This is a genomic window from Corallococcus sp. EGB (assembly GCF_019968905.1).
GTDB lineage: Bacteria > Myxococcota > Myxococcia > Myxococcales > Myxococcaceae > Corallococcus.
Genome location: NZ_CP079946.1, coordinates 3,209,396 through 3,224,172 on the forward strand (window position 1 = coordinate 3,209,396; position 14,777 = coordinate 3,224,172).

Below are 14,777 nucleotides of genomic sequence, written 5' to 3' on the forward strand. Positions count from 1 at the left end.
GTGCTTCCCTCCCTGAAGTCGATGCCTACCCTCCGGTCCTGAACACCTTGGAGGGGTGGCATGGGACACGGGCGTCGCTGGATGGGGCTGGGGGTGGTGCTGGCGCTCCTGGTGGCGGGGACCTCGGGCTGCAAGGACTCCGGTCCGGCCCCGGGCACGCCTCCTCCGGGGGACCGCCATGACGAGCCACCCCTGAGCAACGATGACGCTGGCGTCGTCGGCCCGGACGGCGGCATCGTCGTCCCCGAGTACGACGCGGGCATCCCGGAAGACGAGCCGGACGCGGGCACGCTGCCCGACGGCGGCAGCGCGCTGCCCGGGCGCAATCCGGACGCCGTCCACAAGGAGAACCAGAAGAAGGGCACCCCGGGCTGGCGCATCGACAAGAACGCCAACAGCCGGGAGATTGAAGGCTACGCCCTCAAGGCCACGCTGACCCAGGGCGAGTCGCTGCGCGTGGCGGTGTCCCTGTCCGAGGAGCGCAAGTTCAGCTGGTCCGTCTACCGCCTGGGATACTACGGCGGCGTCGGCGCCCGGGAGGTCGCGCGCGGAGGCCCGGTGCAGGGCACGCGGCAGGCGGACTGCCCGGCGCACCCGGCGACGGGCATCATCGCCTGCTCCTGGTCCCCCACGCTGGAGATCCCCATCGGCGAGGACTGGGTGCGCGGCGTGTACGTGGTGAAGCTCGTGCGCGACGACCGGCCGTCGCGCTACGTGCCCTTCTTCGTGCGGGACGCGAACCCGCGCGCGGAAGTGGCGGTGCTCATCCCCACCGCCACCTGGGCGGCCTACAACACCTGGGGCGGCACCAGCCTCTACGATGATCAGAAGGGTGTGATGAAGTCGCACGGCGTCTCGCGCGCCTTCGAGTCCTCCTACGACCGGCCCTACTACCGGGGCCAGGGCTCCGGGCACCTGATGACGGACGACCTGAGCCTCATCACGTGGCTGGAGTCACAGGACCTGGACGTGGGCTACTTCACCGACGAGGACATGGACGAAAGCTACGACTTCCTGCGTGGCGCGAAGGTGTTCGTGATGTCCGGCCACGACGAGTACTGGTCGTCGAAGCAGCGCGACTTCGCGGACCGCGCGCTGGCGGAGGGGCGGTCCATCATCAACCTGGGCGCGAACAACGCCTACTGGCAGGTGCGGATGGAGCCCGCGGCGGACGGCCGTCCGCGCCGCGTGGTGGCCTGCTACAAGGGCGCGCCCGAGGATCCGTACAAGGATCAACGCAAGACGGTGAAGTTCCGCGACCTGCCCGCGCCCCGTCCGGAGAACGCGCTCCTGGGCGTGCAGTTCTCCGCGCGCTGGCACCAGTGGCCCTTCCCGACCGTCATCACGAATCCGGACCACTGGGCCTTCAGCGGCACGGGCTTCAAGGCCGGTGACACGCTGTGGATGGCGAACGGCTATGAGATGGATCAGCTGGTGTCCAACGGCCGCCAGCCGTCCGGCGTGGACGTGCTCGCGGAGTCCCCCGCGCTGTCGCTCCAGGGGGGCTTCGGCTTCTCGCACATGGTGGTGCGCAAGCAGGGCGACGCGTATGTCTTCTCGGCGGGCGGCATCGACTTCGTGCAGAAGCTGGCCGGGGTGGGGGACCGCGTGGCGGATCCGCGCGCGGGCCGCATCGTGGCCAACGTGCTCTACAAGGCGCTGGGCCGGAAGCCGCCGGCCGACCTGGTGAAGTTCCAGCCGCCGGCGGCGCCCGCCGCGGTGGGGCCCTTCGCCGCGTCCGTGACGACGGTGGCGGGCCAGCCCGGCAAGCGCTGCCATGTGGGCATGAAGGTGGCGTCGGATGAACTGGGCGCGCCGCTGGCCGTCGCCGTGCTGCCGGATGGCGGCTGGGCCGTGGCGGACACGCTGGGCAACACGGTGAAGCGCGTGTCGCCGGACGGGAAGATCCGCACCATGCTCGACAACCTCTCGGGACCCATGGGCATCGCCGCGGACGCGCTGGGGAACATCTACGTGTCCGACACCGAGAACGCGCTCATCCGCCGCATCTCCCCGGAGGGCAGGGCGGAGGTGTTCGCGGGCTCCACGTGGGGCTACCAGGATGGCCCCGCGCTGGCGGCGGCCTTCAATCAGCCGGCGGGCCTGTCCTTCACGCCGGACGGCACGGCGCTGCTGGTGGCGGACCTGAACAACAGCGTCATCCGCCGCATCGACATGGTGACGCCCGGCAACCCGGTGACGACGCTCCAGGGCGACTGGCTCTACCGGCCCTCCGCGGTGGCCCAGGCGGCGGATGGCACCGTCTACGTCGTGGAGAGCGGCATGGCGCGCGTGGTGCGCGTGCGCGACGGCATCACCACCGTGATGGCGGGCTCCACGCCCGGCTTCCGCGACGGCGACCCGAAGGAGGGCCAGATGCTGCCGTACCTGGGCCTGGCGCTGCTGCCGGACGGCTCGCTCGCCATCTCCGACCCGGGCAACTACCGCGTGCGCCGGCTCACCTTCAACGCGTCCGGTGAGCCGGAGAAGCTGACCACCCTCGCGGGCAGCGGCCGCTACGGCGCGGAGGACGGCTCGGGCAGGGAGGCCCAGCTGGTGCTGCCCGCCGGCCTCGCGGTGGGGCTGGATGGCACCCTCTACGTGGCGGACGCGGGCAACTCGCTGGTGCGCGCCATCAAGCGCTGATCAACGGCCCGGGCCGCGCATGCCGCCCATCGGTGGCGGCGCGTCCATCTCCTGCCGCGTGCGCCGCCGGTCCGGGGTGTCGCGCGGCAGCTCCACGAAGGTGCACATCTCGCAGAGGCGGCTGTAGATGCGCTCACCCACGCGCTCGCGCAGCAGCTCCGCGTCCTTCATGGCGGAGCGCGCGTCGTCCGTGGTGCGGTAGCCCGAGGGCGCGCTGCTCCGCGCGCCCTTGCGCTCCGGCTCCAGCGAGTAGTTCGTGGCGAAGAGCGTCGTGCGCCCCGCGTTGTAGCGCCGGGCGATCAGCTCATCGAGCGTCTCCATCTCGAAGGGACTTCCGCGCCCCTTGCCCAGCTCGTCGATGGCGAGGACCTCCACCTCCGACAGCGGCCCGATGATCTCCCCGCCGCTCTTGCCGTCCTGGAAGCCGCGCCGGATGGTCGCGTAGAGGAGCGAGATTTCGACGTAGCGGGCCTTCACGCCCATCTCCAGCACCAGGTGCCCGAGCGTCGCGGCGAGGAGGTGCGTCTTGCCCGTGCCCACCGGCCCGCTCAGCACGAAGCCCTTGTTCGTCGCGCCCTTCACGTACTGGTTGGCGAAGTGCATCGCCACGCCGCGGCCGCGGTCCTGCGCCTCGTTGAAGGGGCGGTAGTTGTCGAACGACGCGTGCGCCATGACGCCGGGCATCTGCACGTCGTTGTAGAGCGCCACCCGCGTGCGCCTGAGCGTGCACACGCACGGCTCCAGCACCTCATACGTCCGGGGGCCCACCTTCGCACTGAAGGTGCCCTCCTTCTGCACCAGCCGGTGCCCGCGTCCACCGCACATCGGGCAGTCCACCGAGCACGGGCACACCCTCGCGTACGCGAGCTCCCCGCGCCGCTCGATGAGGTACGTCCGCCCGCCGCACTGCCCACACGCCTCGCCGTTCGCCTTGGCAGCCATCGCGCCCAGCCATAACACCGTCCCCCCTGGCCGTCAGCCTGCTGAACTTCCGTTCAGTCGCACGCAAGGAGGGCAACCCTTCAGGTCTCCTTCATGTCCAGCCGCCGTCTGACGGCCGCCTGGAGCCGGAAGCGCCGGGACACACGCCGCGCGCGGGCTGTCATCAGCTGCTGTTCACCGGTGCGCGCATCGCGCCACACCGTGCGTCGCTCCGCGAAGGGCAGGGCGCGCAGGAGCGCCATCAGCGCCCACGCCTCCTGATGATCCATCCCCGCGGGCTCGCTCGGCACGCACGCCAGCACCGTGTCCAGCAGCCGGTGCACCCGCGGCGCCAACGCGGCCTCGCGCTCCGTCAGCGCCCGCAGCGCCGCGCACAGCCGCGCGTGCCGCACCTCCTCCCACGAACGGGCCGGGCGCTTCTTCGAGGAGGGACGCGCCTCCTCGCCCTGGCCCGCGGAGAGATCGCGGTACTTGCGGATCTCCGTCTCCACCTGGCGCCGGCACGCGCGCAGCGAACGCAGCACCGGCTCTCCGGGCCGCGCGTCCCACAGCGCCTTCTCCGCCGAACGCGAGATGCCTCGCGCCACGACCTCGAAGGGCACGCCCTCGCGCGCCCACGCGGTCACGAGCTCGGTGTCCAACGCGGACAACATCAATCCCGCGCCACGCACCGCGAGGAAGTAGTCCTGCACCAGCTCCTCGAAGCTGGCGCTCTCCGGCAGAAGACTCATGATCCGACAACAGCTCCAGGAAGGGCGGCCAGACGAACGGCCGCCCGCTCCCAATACCCGTTGGAGCGCGCGGTGCAACCTTCCTGTCGCACGCTGGAAGGGCTCGGGAACACAGCGGAATTGAAGTTTTCCCGCCTGCTATCCGACGGAGCGGACGTCCGGACGTCTGAGTTGACCCGCCTTGCGCAAACCGCGCATAGTACGAGTCCCCTCATGGAAATTCCCGAAGATTCCCGGACACTTGCCAAGCAAGCAGGCATCCGTGAACGCCGGTTCCCCGCTCCTAGGAAGACCATGCGCCGCTCGCTACTCGTTTGCCTCGTTCTCCTGGCTTCCATGGCTTCGGCCCAGGAGAAGAAAGCACTGCGCGACGCTGACCTGGGCAAGAAGTCCACCACCACCGTGGACAAGTCCCTCGCTGGCGACATCACGCGCCCGAAGGAAGCCCAGCAGGCCGCTCCCGCGCTTCAATATGATCAGTTCCGCCTGGGTGTGGAAGTGCAGGTCGCTTCCAAGCGCCGCGAACAGATTGAGTCCCTGAAGAAGATCATCTCGCTGTCTCCTGATCAGAAGGAGGCCCCCAGCCTGCTGTTCCGCCTGGGCGAGCTCTACTGGGAGGAGTCGAAGTTCTTCTTCTTCGAGGCCAACCGGAAGGACGATGAGCTCATCGTCGCCATGAACCGCAACGACGCCGCGGGCCAGCAGAAGGCCAAGGCGGAGAAGGCGGAGCTGATGGCGAAGGTGAAGGAGAACGGCAAGTACGCCGTCGAGCAGTACACGAAGATCGTCCAGGAGTACCCGAAGTTCGAGCGCACGGACGAAGTGCTCTTCTTCCTCGGCCAGTACCTGATGGAGGACGGCCAGGACAAGAAGGCGCTCGTCGCGTTCAAGCGCCTGGTGGAGAAGTACCCGCAGTCCAAGTACATCCCGGACGCGTACTTCGCCTTCGGCGAGTACTACTTCAACAACTCCAAGGGCAAGCGCCCGGAGCTGGAGAAGGCGCTCGCCGCGTACAAGAAGGCCGCCGAGTTCCCCGAGAACCAGGTCTACGCCTTCGCCCTCTACAAGCAGGGCTGGTGCTACTTCAACATGGGGGAGTACGAGTCCGCGAAGGACAAGTTCAAGACCGTGGTCCTCTACGGCGAGCTGGCCGGCGCCGCCGCCGTGGAGAAGGACGGCAAGGCCAAGGCGAAGGGCTCGCTGGTGCGTGAAGCGCGCGGCGACTACGTGCGCGCGTTCGCCCGCGAGGGTGACGTGACGCAGGCCCGCGCGGACTTCGGCAAGGTGGCCACCAATCCGGAAGACCGCTTCACGATGATGAAGCAGCTGGCCAACCTCTACTACGGCGACGGCAAGGACCGCGAAGCGGCCATCACCTTCAACTCGCTGATCAAGGAGAAGCCGCTGTCGCCGGAGGCCCCGGGCTTCCAGGGCAAGATCGTCGACTGCATCCTGCGCATGGGCAACAAGGAGCGCACCGTGGCCCAGGTGCGCCGGCTCGTGAAGATCATGAAGGACGTCGAGTCCTCCGGCGTGATCAAGGACGACAAGGACAAGAAGGCGCTCGCGGAGGCGAAGGAGCTGTCCGAGCGCACGCTCTCCAACCTCGCCGTCACCTGGCACAACGAGGGCAAGAAGACGCGCAACGAGGAGACCTTCAAGTACGCGGACGCCGTGTACAGCGACTACCTCACGCTCTTCCCGGAGAACCCCAAGGCGTACGACCTGCGCTTCTTCTGGGCGGAGCTCCTCAACGACAACCTCCAGAACTTCGAGAAGGCCGCCGCCAACTACACGCTCGTCGTCCTCCAGGACGCCAAGGTGCTGGAGGCCAAGGACGACAAGGGCAAGCCCAAGCCGGGCAAGCCGGGCAAGTGGCTGACCAACGCCGCCTACAACGCCGTGCTCGCCTACGACGAGGTCGTGAAGGCGGCCGAGGCGCGCGGCGAGGCCAAGTCCGAGTCCGCCGGCACGGACATCCAGAAGAAGATCGCCATCCCCACGCTGAAGAAGTCGCTGCTCGACGCGTGCGAGCGCTACCTCAAGTACGTCCCCAAGGGCGACAAGCGCGTGGAGATCGCCTTCAAGGCGGCGAACATCTACTACCGCCACAACCACTTCGACGAAGCGGTGCTGCGCTTCTCCGAAATCGCGCTCGGCTACCCCGAGTACAAGTTCGAGGACGGCCAGCGCGCCGCGGAGATCGCCGCCAACCTCATCCTGGACTCGTACAACCTGCTGGGCGACTTCGCGAAGGTCAACGAGTGGGCCCGCCGCTTCTACGCCAACGACAAGCTGGCCACCGGCAAGTTCCGCGACGACCTGGCGAAGCTCATCGAGCAGTCGTCGTTCAAGCTGGTCAGCCAACTGGAGGAGAAGAAGGAGTTCTCCAAGGCGGCCGAGGCGTACCTGAACTTCGTCCACGACTTCCCGCAGACGGAGATCGCGGACCTGGCGCTCTACAATGCGTCCGTCGACTATTACAAGGCGAAGAGCCTGGACAAGGCCATCGAGGTCCGCAAGCGCCTGTTCGCGGAGTACCCCCGGTCCAAGTACGTGCCGGACTCCATCTACGCGAACGCGGAGGCGCTGGAGGCCATTGGTGACTTCGAGGAGGCCGCGGGCACCTACGAGCTCTACGTGCGCGGCTACGAGCGCAACCTGAGCGAGAAGGGCGGCGCCCCGGCGGCGAAGGCCAAGGCGAAGAGCAAGGCCAAGGGCAAGGCCAGGCAGGCGTCCAATGACGACGCGCCCGCGAAGCCCGCGGTCGTGCAGAAGTGGGACGAGTCCAAGGCGCAGATCGCCCTGTTCAACGCGGCCACCTACCGCGAGGGCCTGGGCCAGCTGAAGGCCGCGCTCAAGAACCGCGAGCACTACATGGAGCTGTGGCCCAAGTCGAAGGACGCCGAGGACGTCTTCCTGTCCGTCGTGGACCTGCACGTGAAGCAGGGCGCGTACATGAAGGCCATCAAGCTGCTGGAGGAGTACGAGCGCGACAACATGCGCTCGCAGAGCAAGTTCCTCATGGCCGAGGGCCGCATCACCGACATCTACGCGAAGATGCGGAAGACGAACGACGTGCGCCGCATGAACAAGCGCATCTTCGAGTACTTCGACCAGCTGCCCCGCCGTCAGCAGACCGCGCTGGAGAAGCCGGCGCTCGCCGCCGCCGCGCAGGCGAACCTGCTGGCCATCGAGCCGGACTGGAACGAGTTCAAGCGCCTGAAGCTGTACTGGGGCGTGCCGCCGTCGCCCGAGCGCTTCAAGGGCTCGCTGGCGGACAAGGGCCGCGCGCTGGAGGTGGTGCAGAAGAAGTACGTCCAGACCGTGGCCCTGGGCGCCCCGGAGCCGGCCATCTGCGCGCTGCAGCGCATCGGCCTCGCGTATGACCACATGGCGGACCTCGTGGTGAACGCGCCCATGCCGCGCGGCCTGGACGAGGAGTCGCAGCAGGCCCTGCGCGACGAGTTCGCCAACCAGGCCCAGCCGCTCAAGGACAAGGCCACGGAGGCCTTCTCCAGCGCGGTGGCCAAGAGCCGCGAGCTGGGCGTGTTCAACGACTGCGCCGCGGCGAGCCTGAAGATCCTCCGCACCACCTACGCGCCGGACCGCTACCCGGAGGTGCTGGAGGAGAAGCTCGCGCTGAAGAACAAGGAGCTGGTGCTCGGCGGCGACCTGCTGGCCTCCGTGCAGGACATCCCGCCCCCGGTCACCAAGGTGGAACCGGAGAAGCAGGCCAAGAGCGAGGCGCTCAACGAGGACCTGTCCGCGCTGACCAACGCGCTTCGTCAGCAGACCGAGTCCGAGGTCGCCAAGCCCGCCGCCGCGTCCAAGGACGGCAGCGCCCCCAAGAAGACCGTTGATGAACAGGAGCCGGAGGACTTCCTCTAATGAATCGCCGCATGCATCCGTTCCGCCCCCTCCTGCTGGCCACGCTGGCGCTGACCGCTGTCGGCTGCTCCACCACGCAGGCGGTGGCCCCGCCGCCCGTCGCCAAGCCCGTGGCCGCCCCCACGGGCCCGGTGTCCATCTCCAACCGCGCCATGCTGCTGTTCGATGACGCGGTGAAGTCCTTCGACGCGCAGAAGAAGGCGAAGGCGTTCGACTACCCGTCGCTGGAGCGCAAGTTCAAGGCCGCCCTGGAGGCGGACCAGAACCTGGCGGAGGCCGAGTACAATCTGGGCGTCATCGCCGAGCGCATGGGCAAGGCCGACGAGGCCAAGGCCCGGTACGCGTCCGCGCTCACCAAGAAGCCGTCCCTGCGCCAGGCGTCCGACAACCTGGCCATCATGAAGCAGAACGGCGGCGACGTGGCCGGCGCGGTGGCGCTCTACCAGGACGTGCTCACGCGCTACCCGGACGACGCGGGTTCGCGCGCGCGCCTCGCGGAGATCTACCGGCAGAACAACGACCACGACAAGGCGATGGAGCTGTCTCGCGCCGCGCTCATGCGCGACCCGATGAACACCAACGCCCTCAAGGTGATGATCCGCAGCTACCTGGACCGCAAGCAGCTGGCCATGGCGAAGCTGGTCGCGCTGCGCGCGGTGAAGCTGGACGGCGCGGATCCGGAGCTGCACCAGGCCGTGGGCCTCATCCTCCTCAAGGAGGGCGACACCGAGGGCGCGCGCCTGCAGTTCAAGAGCGCCCTGGAGGCGAAGGCGGACTACGTGCCCGCGCACGTGGAACTGGCCCAGCTGGCGCTCAACGCCGAGGACTTCCCCGGCGCGGAGGAGCACCTGCGCCGCATCCTGCAGGCGGATGGCAAGAACGCCGCCGCGCACGTGGACCTGGGCATCGCGCTCAAGGGCCAGGGTCAGTACGACAAGGCCATGCAGGAGTACGACGAGGCGGAGAAGCTCAACCCCGACCTGGGCGCCACGTACCTCAACCGCGGCATCATCCTGCACAAGGTGAAGGACGCTCCCGAGCGCGCGGTGGAGCTCTACAAGAAGTACATCGCGCTCGCCGGCGGCGAGGTCGCGCTCCACGCTGAAGCGCCCGTCTTCGGGCTCATGCGCGAGGCGGAGAGCATCGTGCAGGCCAAGCGCGAGGCGCAGGCCGCGGAGGCGCAGGCCAAGCAGATGGAGGCGCTCCAGGCGCAGCAGCAGGCCGCGATGAAGGCGGAGGAGGCGAAGCAGAAGGGCCCGACGCCTCCGGGGGCGGCGACGCCCGCGTCCGGCACCAACGCCACGCCGCAGGCCACGCCGGCCTCCGCGACGGGCGCGCAGCAGCCGGCCGCCACCCCCGCGGGTGGCACGCAGACGGCCCCTGCCCAGAAGAATGCAGCCCCGGCGGACTCGGAAGAGCCCTCCGACGAACTGCTGTGATGTGGGAGACGTCCGCCAGTGGGTTCACGCTGGCGGCGCGACTCGGGAAGATGCGAACCTTGTGAGCCCCTCGCGCCGCGTGCGCGGGGGCCCACCATGCGGAAACACCAGTGGGCCACAGGGAAGGCCCCACGTGGAGGCAGGATGCGGACGTGGCTGATGCTGTGCGTGACGTTGTCGGTGGCCCCGGCCTTCGCCCAGGACGAGGGCGGCAAGGCCGAGGGTGGCGGCGCGAAGATGCAGAAGACGACCAACATCGACTTCGAGGACGACACCATCGAGGGTGACCTCACGAAGCCGGATGGCGAGTACGTCGAGGCTCGCAAGACCGTGAAGCACTCGAACCTCATCCGCATCCGCGAAGACTTCGAGGACAAGGTGATGCAGTCCGTGGGCGAGCTGTAATCCCCCCACCACGGATTCAATCCGGCGGTTCGGAACCTTCCGCCGGCACCGTTGTCCAAGAGCGCCAAAGCCTACCGGGAGCCCTCCATGGCCGTACCCCTGACACTCAAGGTCTTCAAGGGCGACACGCTGGTCGCCTCCAAGGACTACGAGCGCGACATCATCAAGATAGGTCGTCTCTCCTCCGCGCACCTGTGCCTGGAGGACGACAAGGTCAGCCGCATCCACTCCGTCATCGAGGTCGCCGCCGACGGCACCATGTCCATCATCGACATGGGCAGCGTCGAGGGCACCTACGTCAACGGCAAGCGCGTCAACAAGGGGCAGGTCTCCTTCGGTGACGAGGTCCGCGTGGGCGGCACCACCATCCGCCTGGAGAACCCGGCCGCCGTCGCCGCGGTGAACCTGGCCGCCGCCGTCGCCACGGCGGACGCGCCCACGGACAAGAACCCCACGGTCGCGCCGGTGGCCCCCGCCGCCGCCATCGCGCAGGCCGCGGCCGCGCCCGTGGCCGCGGCTCCGGCCCCCGCCGCGACGCCGGCTCCGGCCGCCGCGTTGGATCCGTCCGTCGCGCCCACGCAGAAGAACGCCGTGGCGCCCGCCCGCGCTCCCAAGGCCGTCCCCGTGGACGACGCGCCCGAGGAGCAGGAGGCCGCGCCGCGCGTGCGCACCGTGAAGAAGACGAAGTCCAGCGGTCCGCAGGGCGTGTCGCTGCGCCTGCTCTGGGGCGACCAGCGCGTGGGCGAGTTCTTCGTGCCCCCCGGCGCGAAGAAGGGCTTCACGGTGGGCAGCGCCAAGGGCGTGGACTTCGTGATGGGCGACGCCAAGCTGGGCGGCCCCACCTTCGAGGTGCTGCGCACGGACGGCCAGTCCTTCACCGTGCGCTTCGCGCGCAAGATGAAGGGCGAGCTCACCCGCAAGGGCCAGACGCTGGACCTGGAAGCGGTGATGGAGTCCGGCAAGGCGTCCCAGGACGGCGACGCCTACGGCGTCACGCTCGAGGCGGACGACTTCATCTGGGTGGACCTGGGCGGCCTCACGCTGGAGGCGCAGTTCCAGCCGGTGCCCAAGCGCGTCGTCGTGCCGGTGGGCGAGAACATCGACTACACGGCGCTCAACATCTTCCTGGTGATGTTCTTCATCGCCACCGCCTTCGTCATCCACTCCATGAACCGCACGGGGGAGGAGGACGAGTACGCGGATGAGCTCGCGGGCAACGACGCGCGCATCGCGAAGCTGATCATCAAGCCTCCGGAGACCCAGAAGAACAAGTTCCTGGAGAAGCTGAACCAGCAGAAGGAGAAGAAGTCGGGCGAGATGGCCCAGAAGTCGCGCGGCGACGAAGGTCAGATGGGCAAGAAGGACGCGCCCAAGACCAACAACCGCACGGCCCCCAAGGGCGACCCGAACAAGAAGGACGAGGCGCGCGCCCTCACCGCGAAGATCTTCGGCGGCGGCAAGGGCGGCATCTCCACCATCTTCGGCAAGTCCGGCCTGGGCGGTGAGCTCAAGAGCGCCATGGGCAACATGTTCGGCGCCAAGGCGGGCGACGCGGGCGGCTTCGGCGGCCTGGGGCTGCGCGGCAGCGGCGGTGGCGGCGGCGGCACCGGTGACAGCATCGGCATCGGCGGCATCGGCACCAAGGGCCGTGGCGGCGGCAGCGGCACGTACGGCACAGGCGTGGGTACGCTCGGAGGAAAGCAGAGCGTGGACGTGGGCATCACCTCGTCGGATCCGGAGGTCATGGGCTCGCTGGACAAGGAGCTCATCCGCCAGGTCATCCAGCGCAACCGCGGGCAGATCCGCTACTGCTACGAGAGCCTGCTCAACCGCTTCCCCAAGCTGGGCGGCAAGGTGTCCGTGAAGTTCGTCATCAGCGCCAACGGCTCGGTCGCCACGTCCAACGTCGCGCAGTCCACGGCGGGCAACTCGGACCTGGAGACCTGCGTGGCCGGCCGCGTGCGCACCTGGAAGTTCCCGGAGCCCAAGGGTGGAGGCTCCGTGATCGTCACCTACCCGTTCATCTTCAAGCAGGCCGGTGACTGACGTAGAATCAACACATCCGTAATCCGCGCGGGCGGTCCTGGAGACAGGGCTGCCCGCTTCTTCACTTCAACCTCCCGCCCCCGCGGGAGGCCTGCCCCCCACCAGGCTGCCTCCATGCAGAAAGTCCTTGCTCCTCTTGCCCTGAGCGCCGCGCTCCTCCTTCCCGCGATGGCGGGCGCCCAGGACACCCCCAGCTCCAATGCGATGAAGGACCGGCCCGCGGTGACCTTCAACGAGGTCGAGCGCGGCGTGTACTTCGGCGTGTACGGCGGTCCTTCGTGGATCACCAACCCGCCCGCGGACACCGGCCCCCGGCCGTTCTCCTCCGGCCAGATGGCCCAGGTGGAGCTGGGCGTGGACCTGGGCGAGCGCCTGTCCCTGGGCGTGTTCTTCATGGGCTCGGCGAACCGCGCGGGCGCGGAATACGTCGGCTACTCGAAGGGCGCCGCCTCTGGCGACTTCACCATGCTGGTGCCGGGCGCCGTGCTGCGCGCCCGCCTGGTGGGCTTCGCGGACAGCCAGGAGGTCAAGCGCACCTGGATCTACGCCCGCGTCGGCGCGGGCTACGCGATGTTCTCTCCCAAGAAGCTCCTCCCTGATTCCGACATTCTTGTGTTTGCCGGGCCCGGAGTGGAGTACTACACGCGGCTGCGCCACTTCTCGGTGGGGCTGGAGGTCATGGGGAACTACCTCGCCTCCAAGGGCGCCTTCGGGTTCGCGGTGGCGCCCAACATTCGCTACGCGTTCTAGCGGGAGATTGACGTGGCTCAGGAGAATGGAAGCGGTGGATCTCGTCCGGGTGGGCGCGGTCCGAACGGGGGCGCGCCGGGCCAGGGGCCCCGTCGTGACGGACCGGGAGGCTTCGGCGGTCGTGGCGGTCCTGGCGGTGGCCGGGGTGAAGGGCGCGGCCGGGGTGAAGGCCGTGGCCGTGATCGCGACGCGGGCCCGGTGGGGCCTGGCCAGCGCGTCATCGCCGAGCTGAGCGTCCTGGAGAAGGCACTCTCCAAGAACGACTTTGGGGCGGAGAAGGGTCCGCTGGAGTCCATCGTCCGCTCGCTGCGGACCATGAACCTCAAGTCGCTGGAGGACCTGGACCTCAACACGCGTGGCCGTCTCATCACCACGCTCCTGCGCGTGCAGCGTCAGCCCAAGCCGGCCCAGCCGGAAGCGGGCGCGGAAGCCGCGGCGCCGGAGGCAGGTTCCTCCACGGAAGCCGCGCCTGCGGAGGCCCCGGCCGCCGAAGGCGCTGCTCCGGCGGAGGGTGCGGCTCCGTCCGAAGGAGGCGCGCCCGCCGAGGCCGCCCCCGCGAAGCCGGCCGTGGACCCCGCGAAGGAGAAGTACGACGGCTGGGTGGACGTGATGTCGCTGGTGGGCCGCGTCTGGCGCGCCGCGGGCGACGCGGACCGCTCCCAGGCGGCCTTCACCCTGAGCGGCCGTGAGCCGACGCCGGAGCCCGCGGCCCCGGCTCGCGAGGAGCGCGCCGAGCGTCCGCCGCGCGGCGACCGTCCGGAGCGCGGCGAGCGCCGGGACCGGGGTGAGCGCGGTGAGCGTCCTCCCCGTGGCGAGCGTCCGGAGCGCGGCGCGGCCGGTGAGCGGCGCGAGCGTCCTCCCCGGGGCGACCGTCCGGAGCGTGGCGAGCGTCCTCCGCGCGGGGAGCGCCCCGAGCGCGCGCCGATGCCGGAGCTGACGGGCGACTGGAAGGAGCAGGCGACGCAGCTGGAGGGCATGGGCCGCACGCGCGACGCGGCCCGTCTGCACGAGCGCAACAACAGCTTCGCGGACGCCACCCGCCTGTTCGAGGCGGGCGGTGACCTGAAGAGCGCGCTGCGCACGGCGCTGTCCGGTCAGGACAACGACGCGGCCCGCCGGCTGGTGGGCACGCTGCCCGCGGAGCAGATCGGCCCCACGCTGGAGAAGGCCGGCGCGTACGAGCTGCTCATGGAGCACTACGTCGCCAAGGCCGACTTCGAGAACGTCGCCCGCCTCTACGAGCGCGCGCGGCAGTTCGACCAGGCGGCCCTCGCGTACGAGCGCGCGAACAAGCTGACCCTGGCGCGCAAGGCGTACGAGCGCGCCCGGGACATGGCCAGCGCCAACCGCATCCGGGGCATGGAGGTGAAGGCCCTGGTGGAGCGCGGCGACCGTCTGGGCGCGGCGACCCTGCTGGTGGCCGTGGGCCAGCGGCGCGAGGCGGTGGAGGTGCTGAGCCCCCTGCCTCCTCCGAAGGCGTTCCACTTCATGCAGCGGCTCACCCTGGAGGACGAGGCCAAGGAGCTCGCGAAGCGCGAGCTGGCCCGCGCCGAACAGGAGCAGAAGCCCGCCGGCCGCGCCCGGTGGCTGGAGCTGCTGGGTGACGTCACCGCCGCCGCGGAGACGTGGATGCAGGCAGGCCGCAAGGACAAGGCGCTGCCCCTCTACGAGAAGCTCGGTGGGGAGCATCTGCCCCGCGCCGCGCAGCTCGCGGAGGAGCTGCAGCAGCGTGACAAGGCCATCGCCCTCTACACGCAGCTCAACGACAGCGCTGGCCTGGAGCGCGCGAAGGCCCTCCCCGAGGCCCCCGCGACGCCCCCCGCGGGCAGCAAGCCGGAGGCCGCTGACGACGAGTCCGCGGATCCGTCGGCGGAAAACGCTTCCTCGGCTGGCGGGCAAGAAAGCCAATAATTCCCGCCGTTTGACG

At 69.4% G+C, this 14,777-nt stretch carries 10 protein-coding genes; 8 read left to right on the forward strand and 2 right to left on the reverse strand.

Annotation, left to right across the window (positions count from 1 at the left end):
• The first annotated feature begins 60 nt into the window (after positions 1-60).
• Positions 61-2,646 (forward strand): N,N-dimethylformamidase beta subunit family domain-containing protein, encoded by a 2,586-nt coding sequence (locus KYK13_RS13785; protein ID WP_223644827.1) that lies wholly within the window; start codon positions 61-63, stop codon positions 2,644-2,646.
• Here the strand turns inward: KYK13_RS13785 and KYK13_RS13790 are convergent, their stop codons facing one another.
• Entirely contained in the window at positions 2,647-3,588 is a 942-nt protein-coding gene (locus KYK13_RS13790) for an ATP-binding protein (protein ID WP_223644829.1), read from the reverse strand.
• 80 nt (positions 3,589-3,668) lie between these two features.
• Positions 3,669-4,319 (reverse strand): hypothetical protein, encoded by a 651-nt coding sequence (locus KYK13_RS13795; protein WP_223644831.1) that lies wholly within the window; start codon positions 4,317-4,319, stop codon positions 3,669-3,671.
• A gap of 294 nt (positions 4,320-4,613) precedes the next feature.
• Between KYK13_RS13795 and KYK13_RS13800 the strand changes: the two genes are divergently transcribed.
• The 7 genes from KYK13_RS13800 (at position 4,614) to KYK13_RS13830 (ending at position 14,761) form a co-directional block, all read left to right on the forward strand.
• Complete coding sequence (locus KYK13_RS13800) at positions 4,614-8,210, forward strand: tetratricopeptide repeat protein (RefSeq protein WP_223644833.1); 3,597 nt, start codon at positions 4,614-4,616, stop codon at positions 8,208-8,210.
• On the forward strand, positions 8,210-9,649 hold the full coding sequence (gene gltE, locus KYK13_RS13805; RefSeq protein WP_223644835.1) for an adventurous gliding motility TPR repeat lipoprotein GltE: 1,440 nt from the start codon (positions 8,210-8,212) through the stop codon (positions 9,647-9,649). Before KYK13_RS13800 ends, gltE begins: the two co-directional genes overlap by 1 nt.
• A gap of 144 nt (positions 9,650-9,793) precedes the next feature.
• Complete coding sequence (gene cglF / locus KYK13_RS13810; protein WP_223644837.1) at positions 9,794-10,054, forward strand: adventurous gliding motility protein CglF; 261 nt, start codon at positions 9,794-9,796, stop codon at positions 10,052-10,054.
• An 87-nt stretch (positions 10,055-10,141) separates the two neighbouring features.
• On the forward strand, positions 10,142-12,100 hold the full coding sequence (gltG, locus tag KYK13_RS13815; RefSeq protein WP_223644839.1) for an adventurous gliding motility protein GltG: 1,959 nt from the start codon (positions 10,142-10,144) through the stop codon (positions 12,098-12,100).
• A gap of 114 nt (positions 12,101-12,214) precedes the next feature.
• A complete protein-coding gene (cglE, locus tag KYK13_RS13820; protein WP_223644841.1) occupies positions 12,215-12,850 on the forward strand; it encodes an adventurous gliding motility protein CglE in 636 nt (211 codons plus the stop codon).
• A gap of 34 nt (positions 12,851-12,884) precedes the next feature.
• Positions 12,885-13,082 (forward strand): hypothetical protein, encoded by a 198-nt coding sequence (locus tag KYK13_RS13825; protein ID WP_223646977.1) that lies wholly within the window; start codon positions 12,885-12,887, stop codon positions 13,080-13,082.
• The gene (locus KYK13_RS13830) at positions 13,049-14,761 is read left to right on the forward strand and encodes a lipopolysaccharide assembly protein LapB (RefSeq protein ID WP_223644843.1); all 1,713 of its coding nucleotides are present in this window, start codon (positions 13,049-13,051) and stop codon (positions 14,759-14,761) included. Before KYK13_RS13825 ends, KYK13_RS13830 begins: the two co-directional genes overlap by 34 nt.
• Positions 14,762-14,777 lie beyond the last annotated feature (16 nt).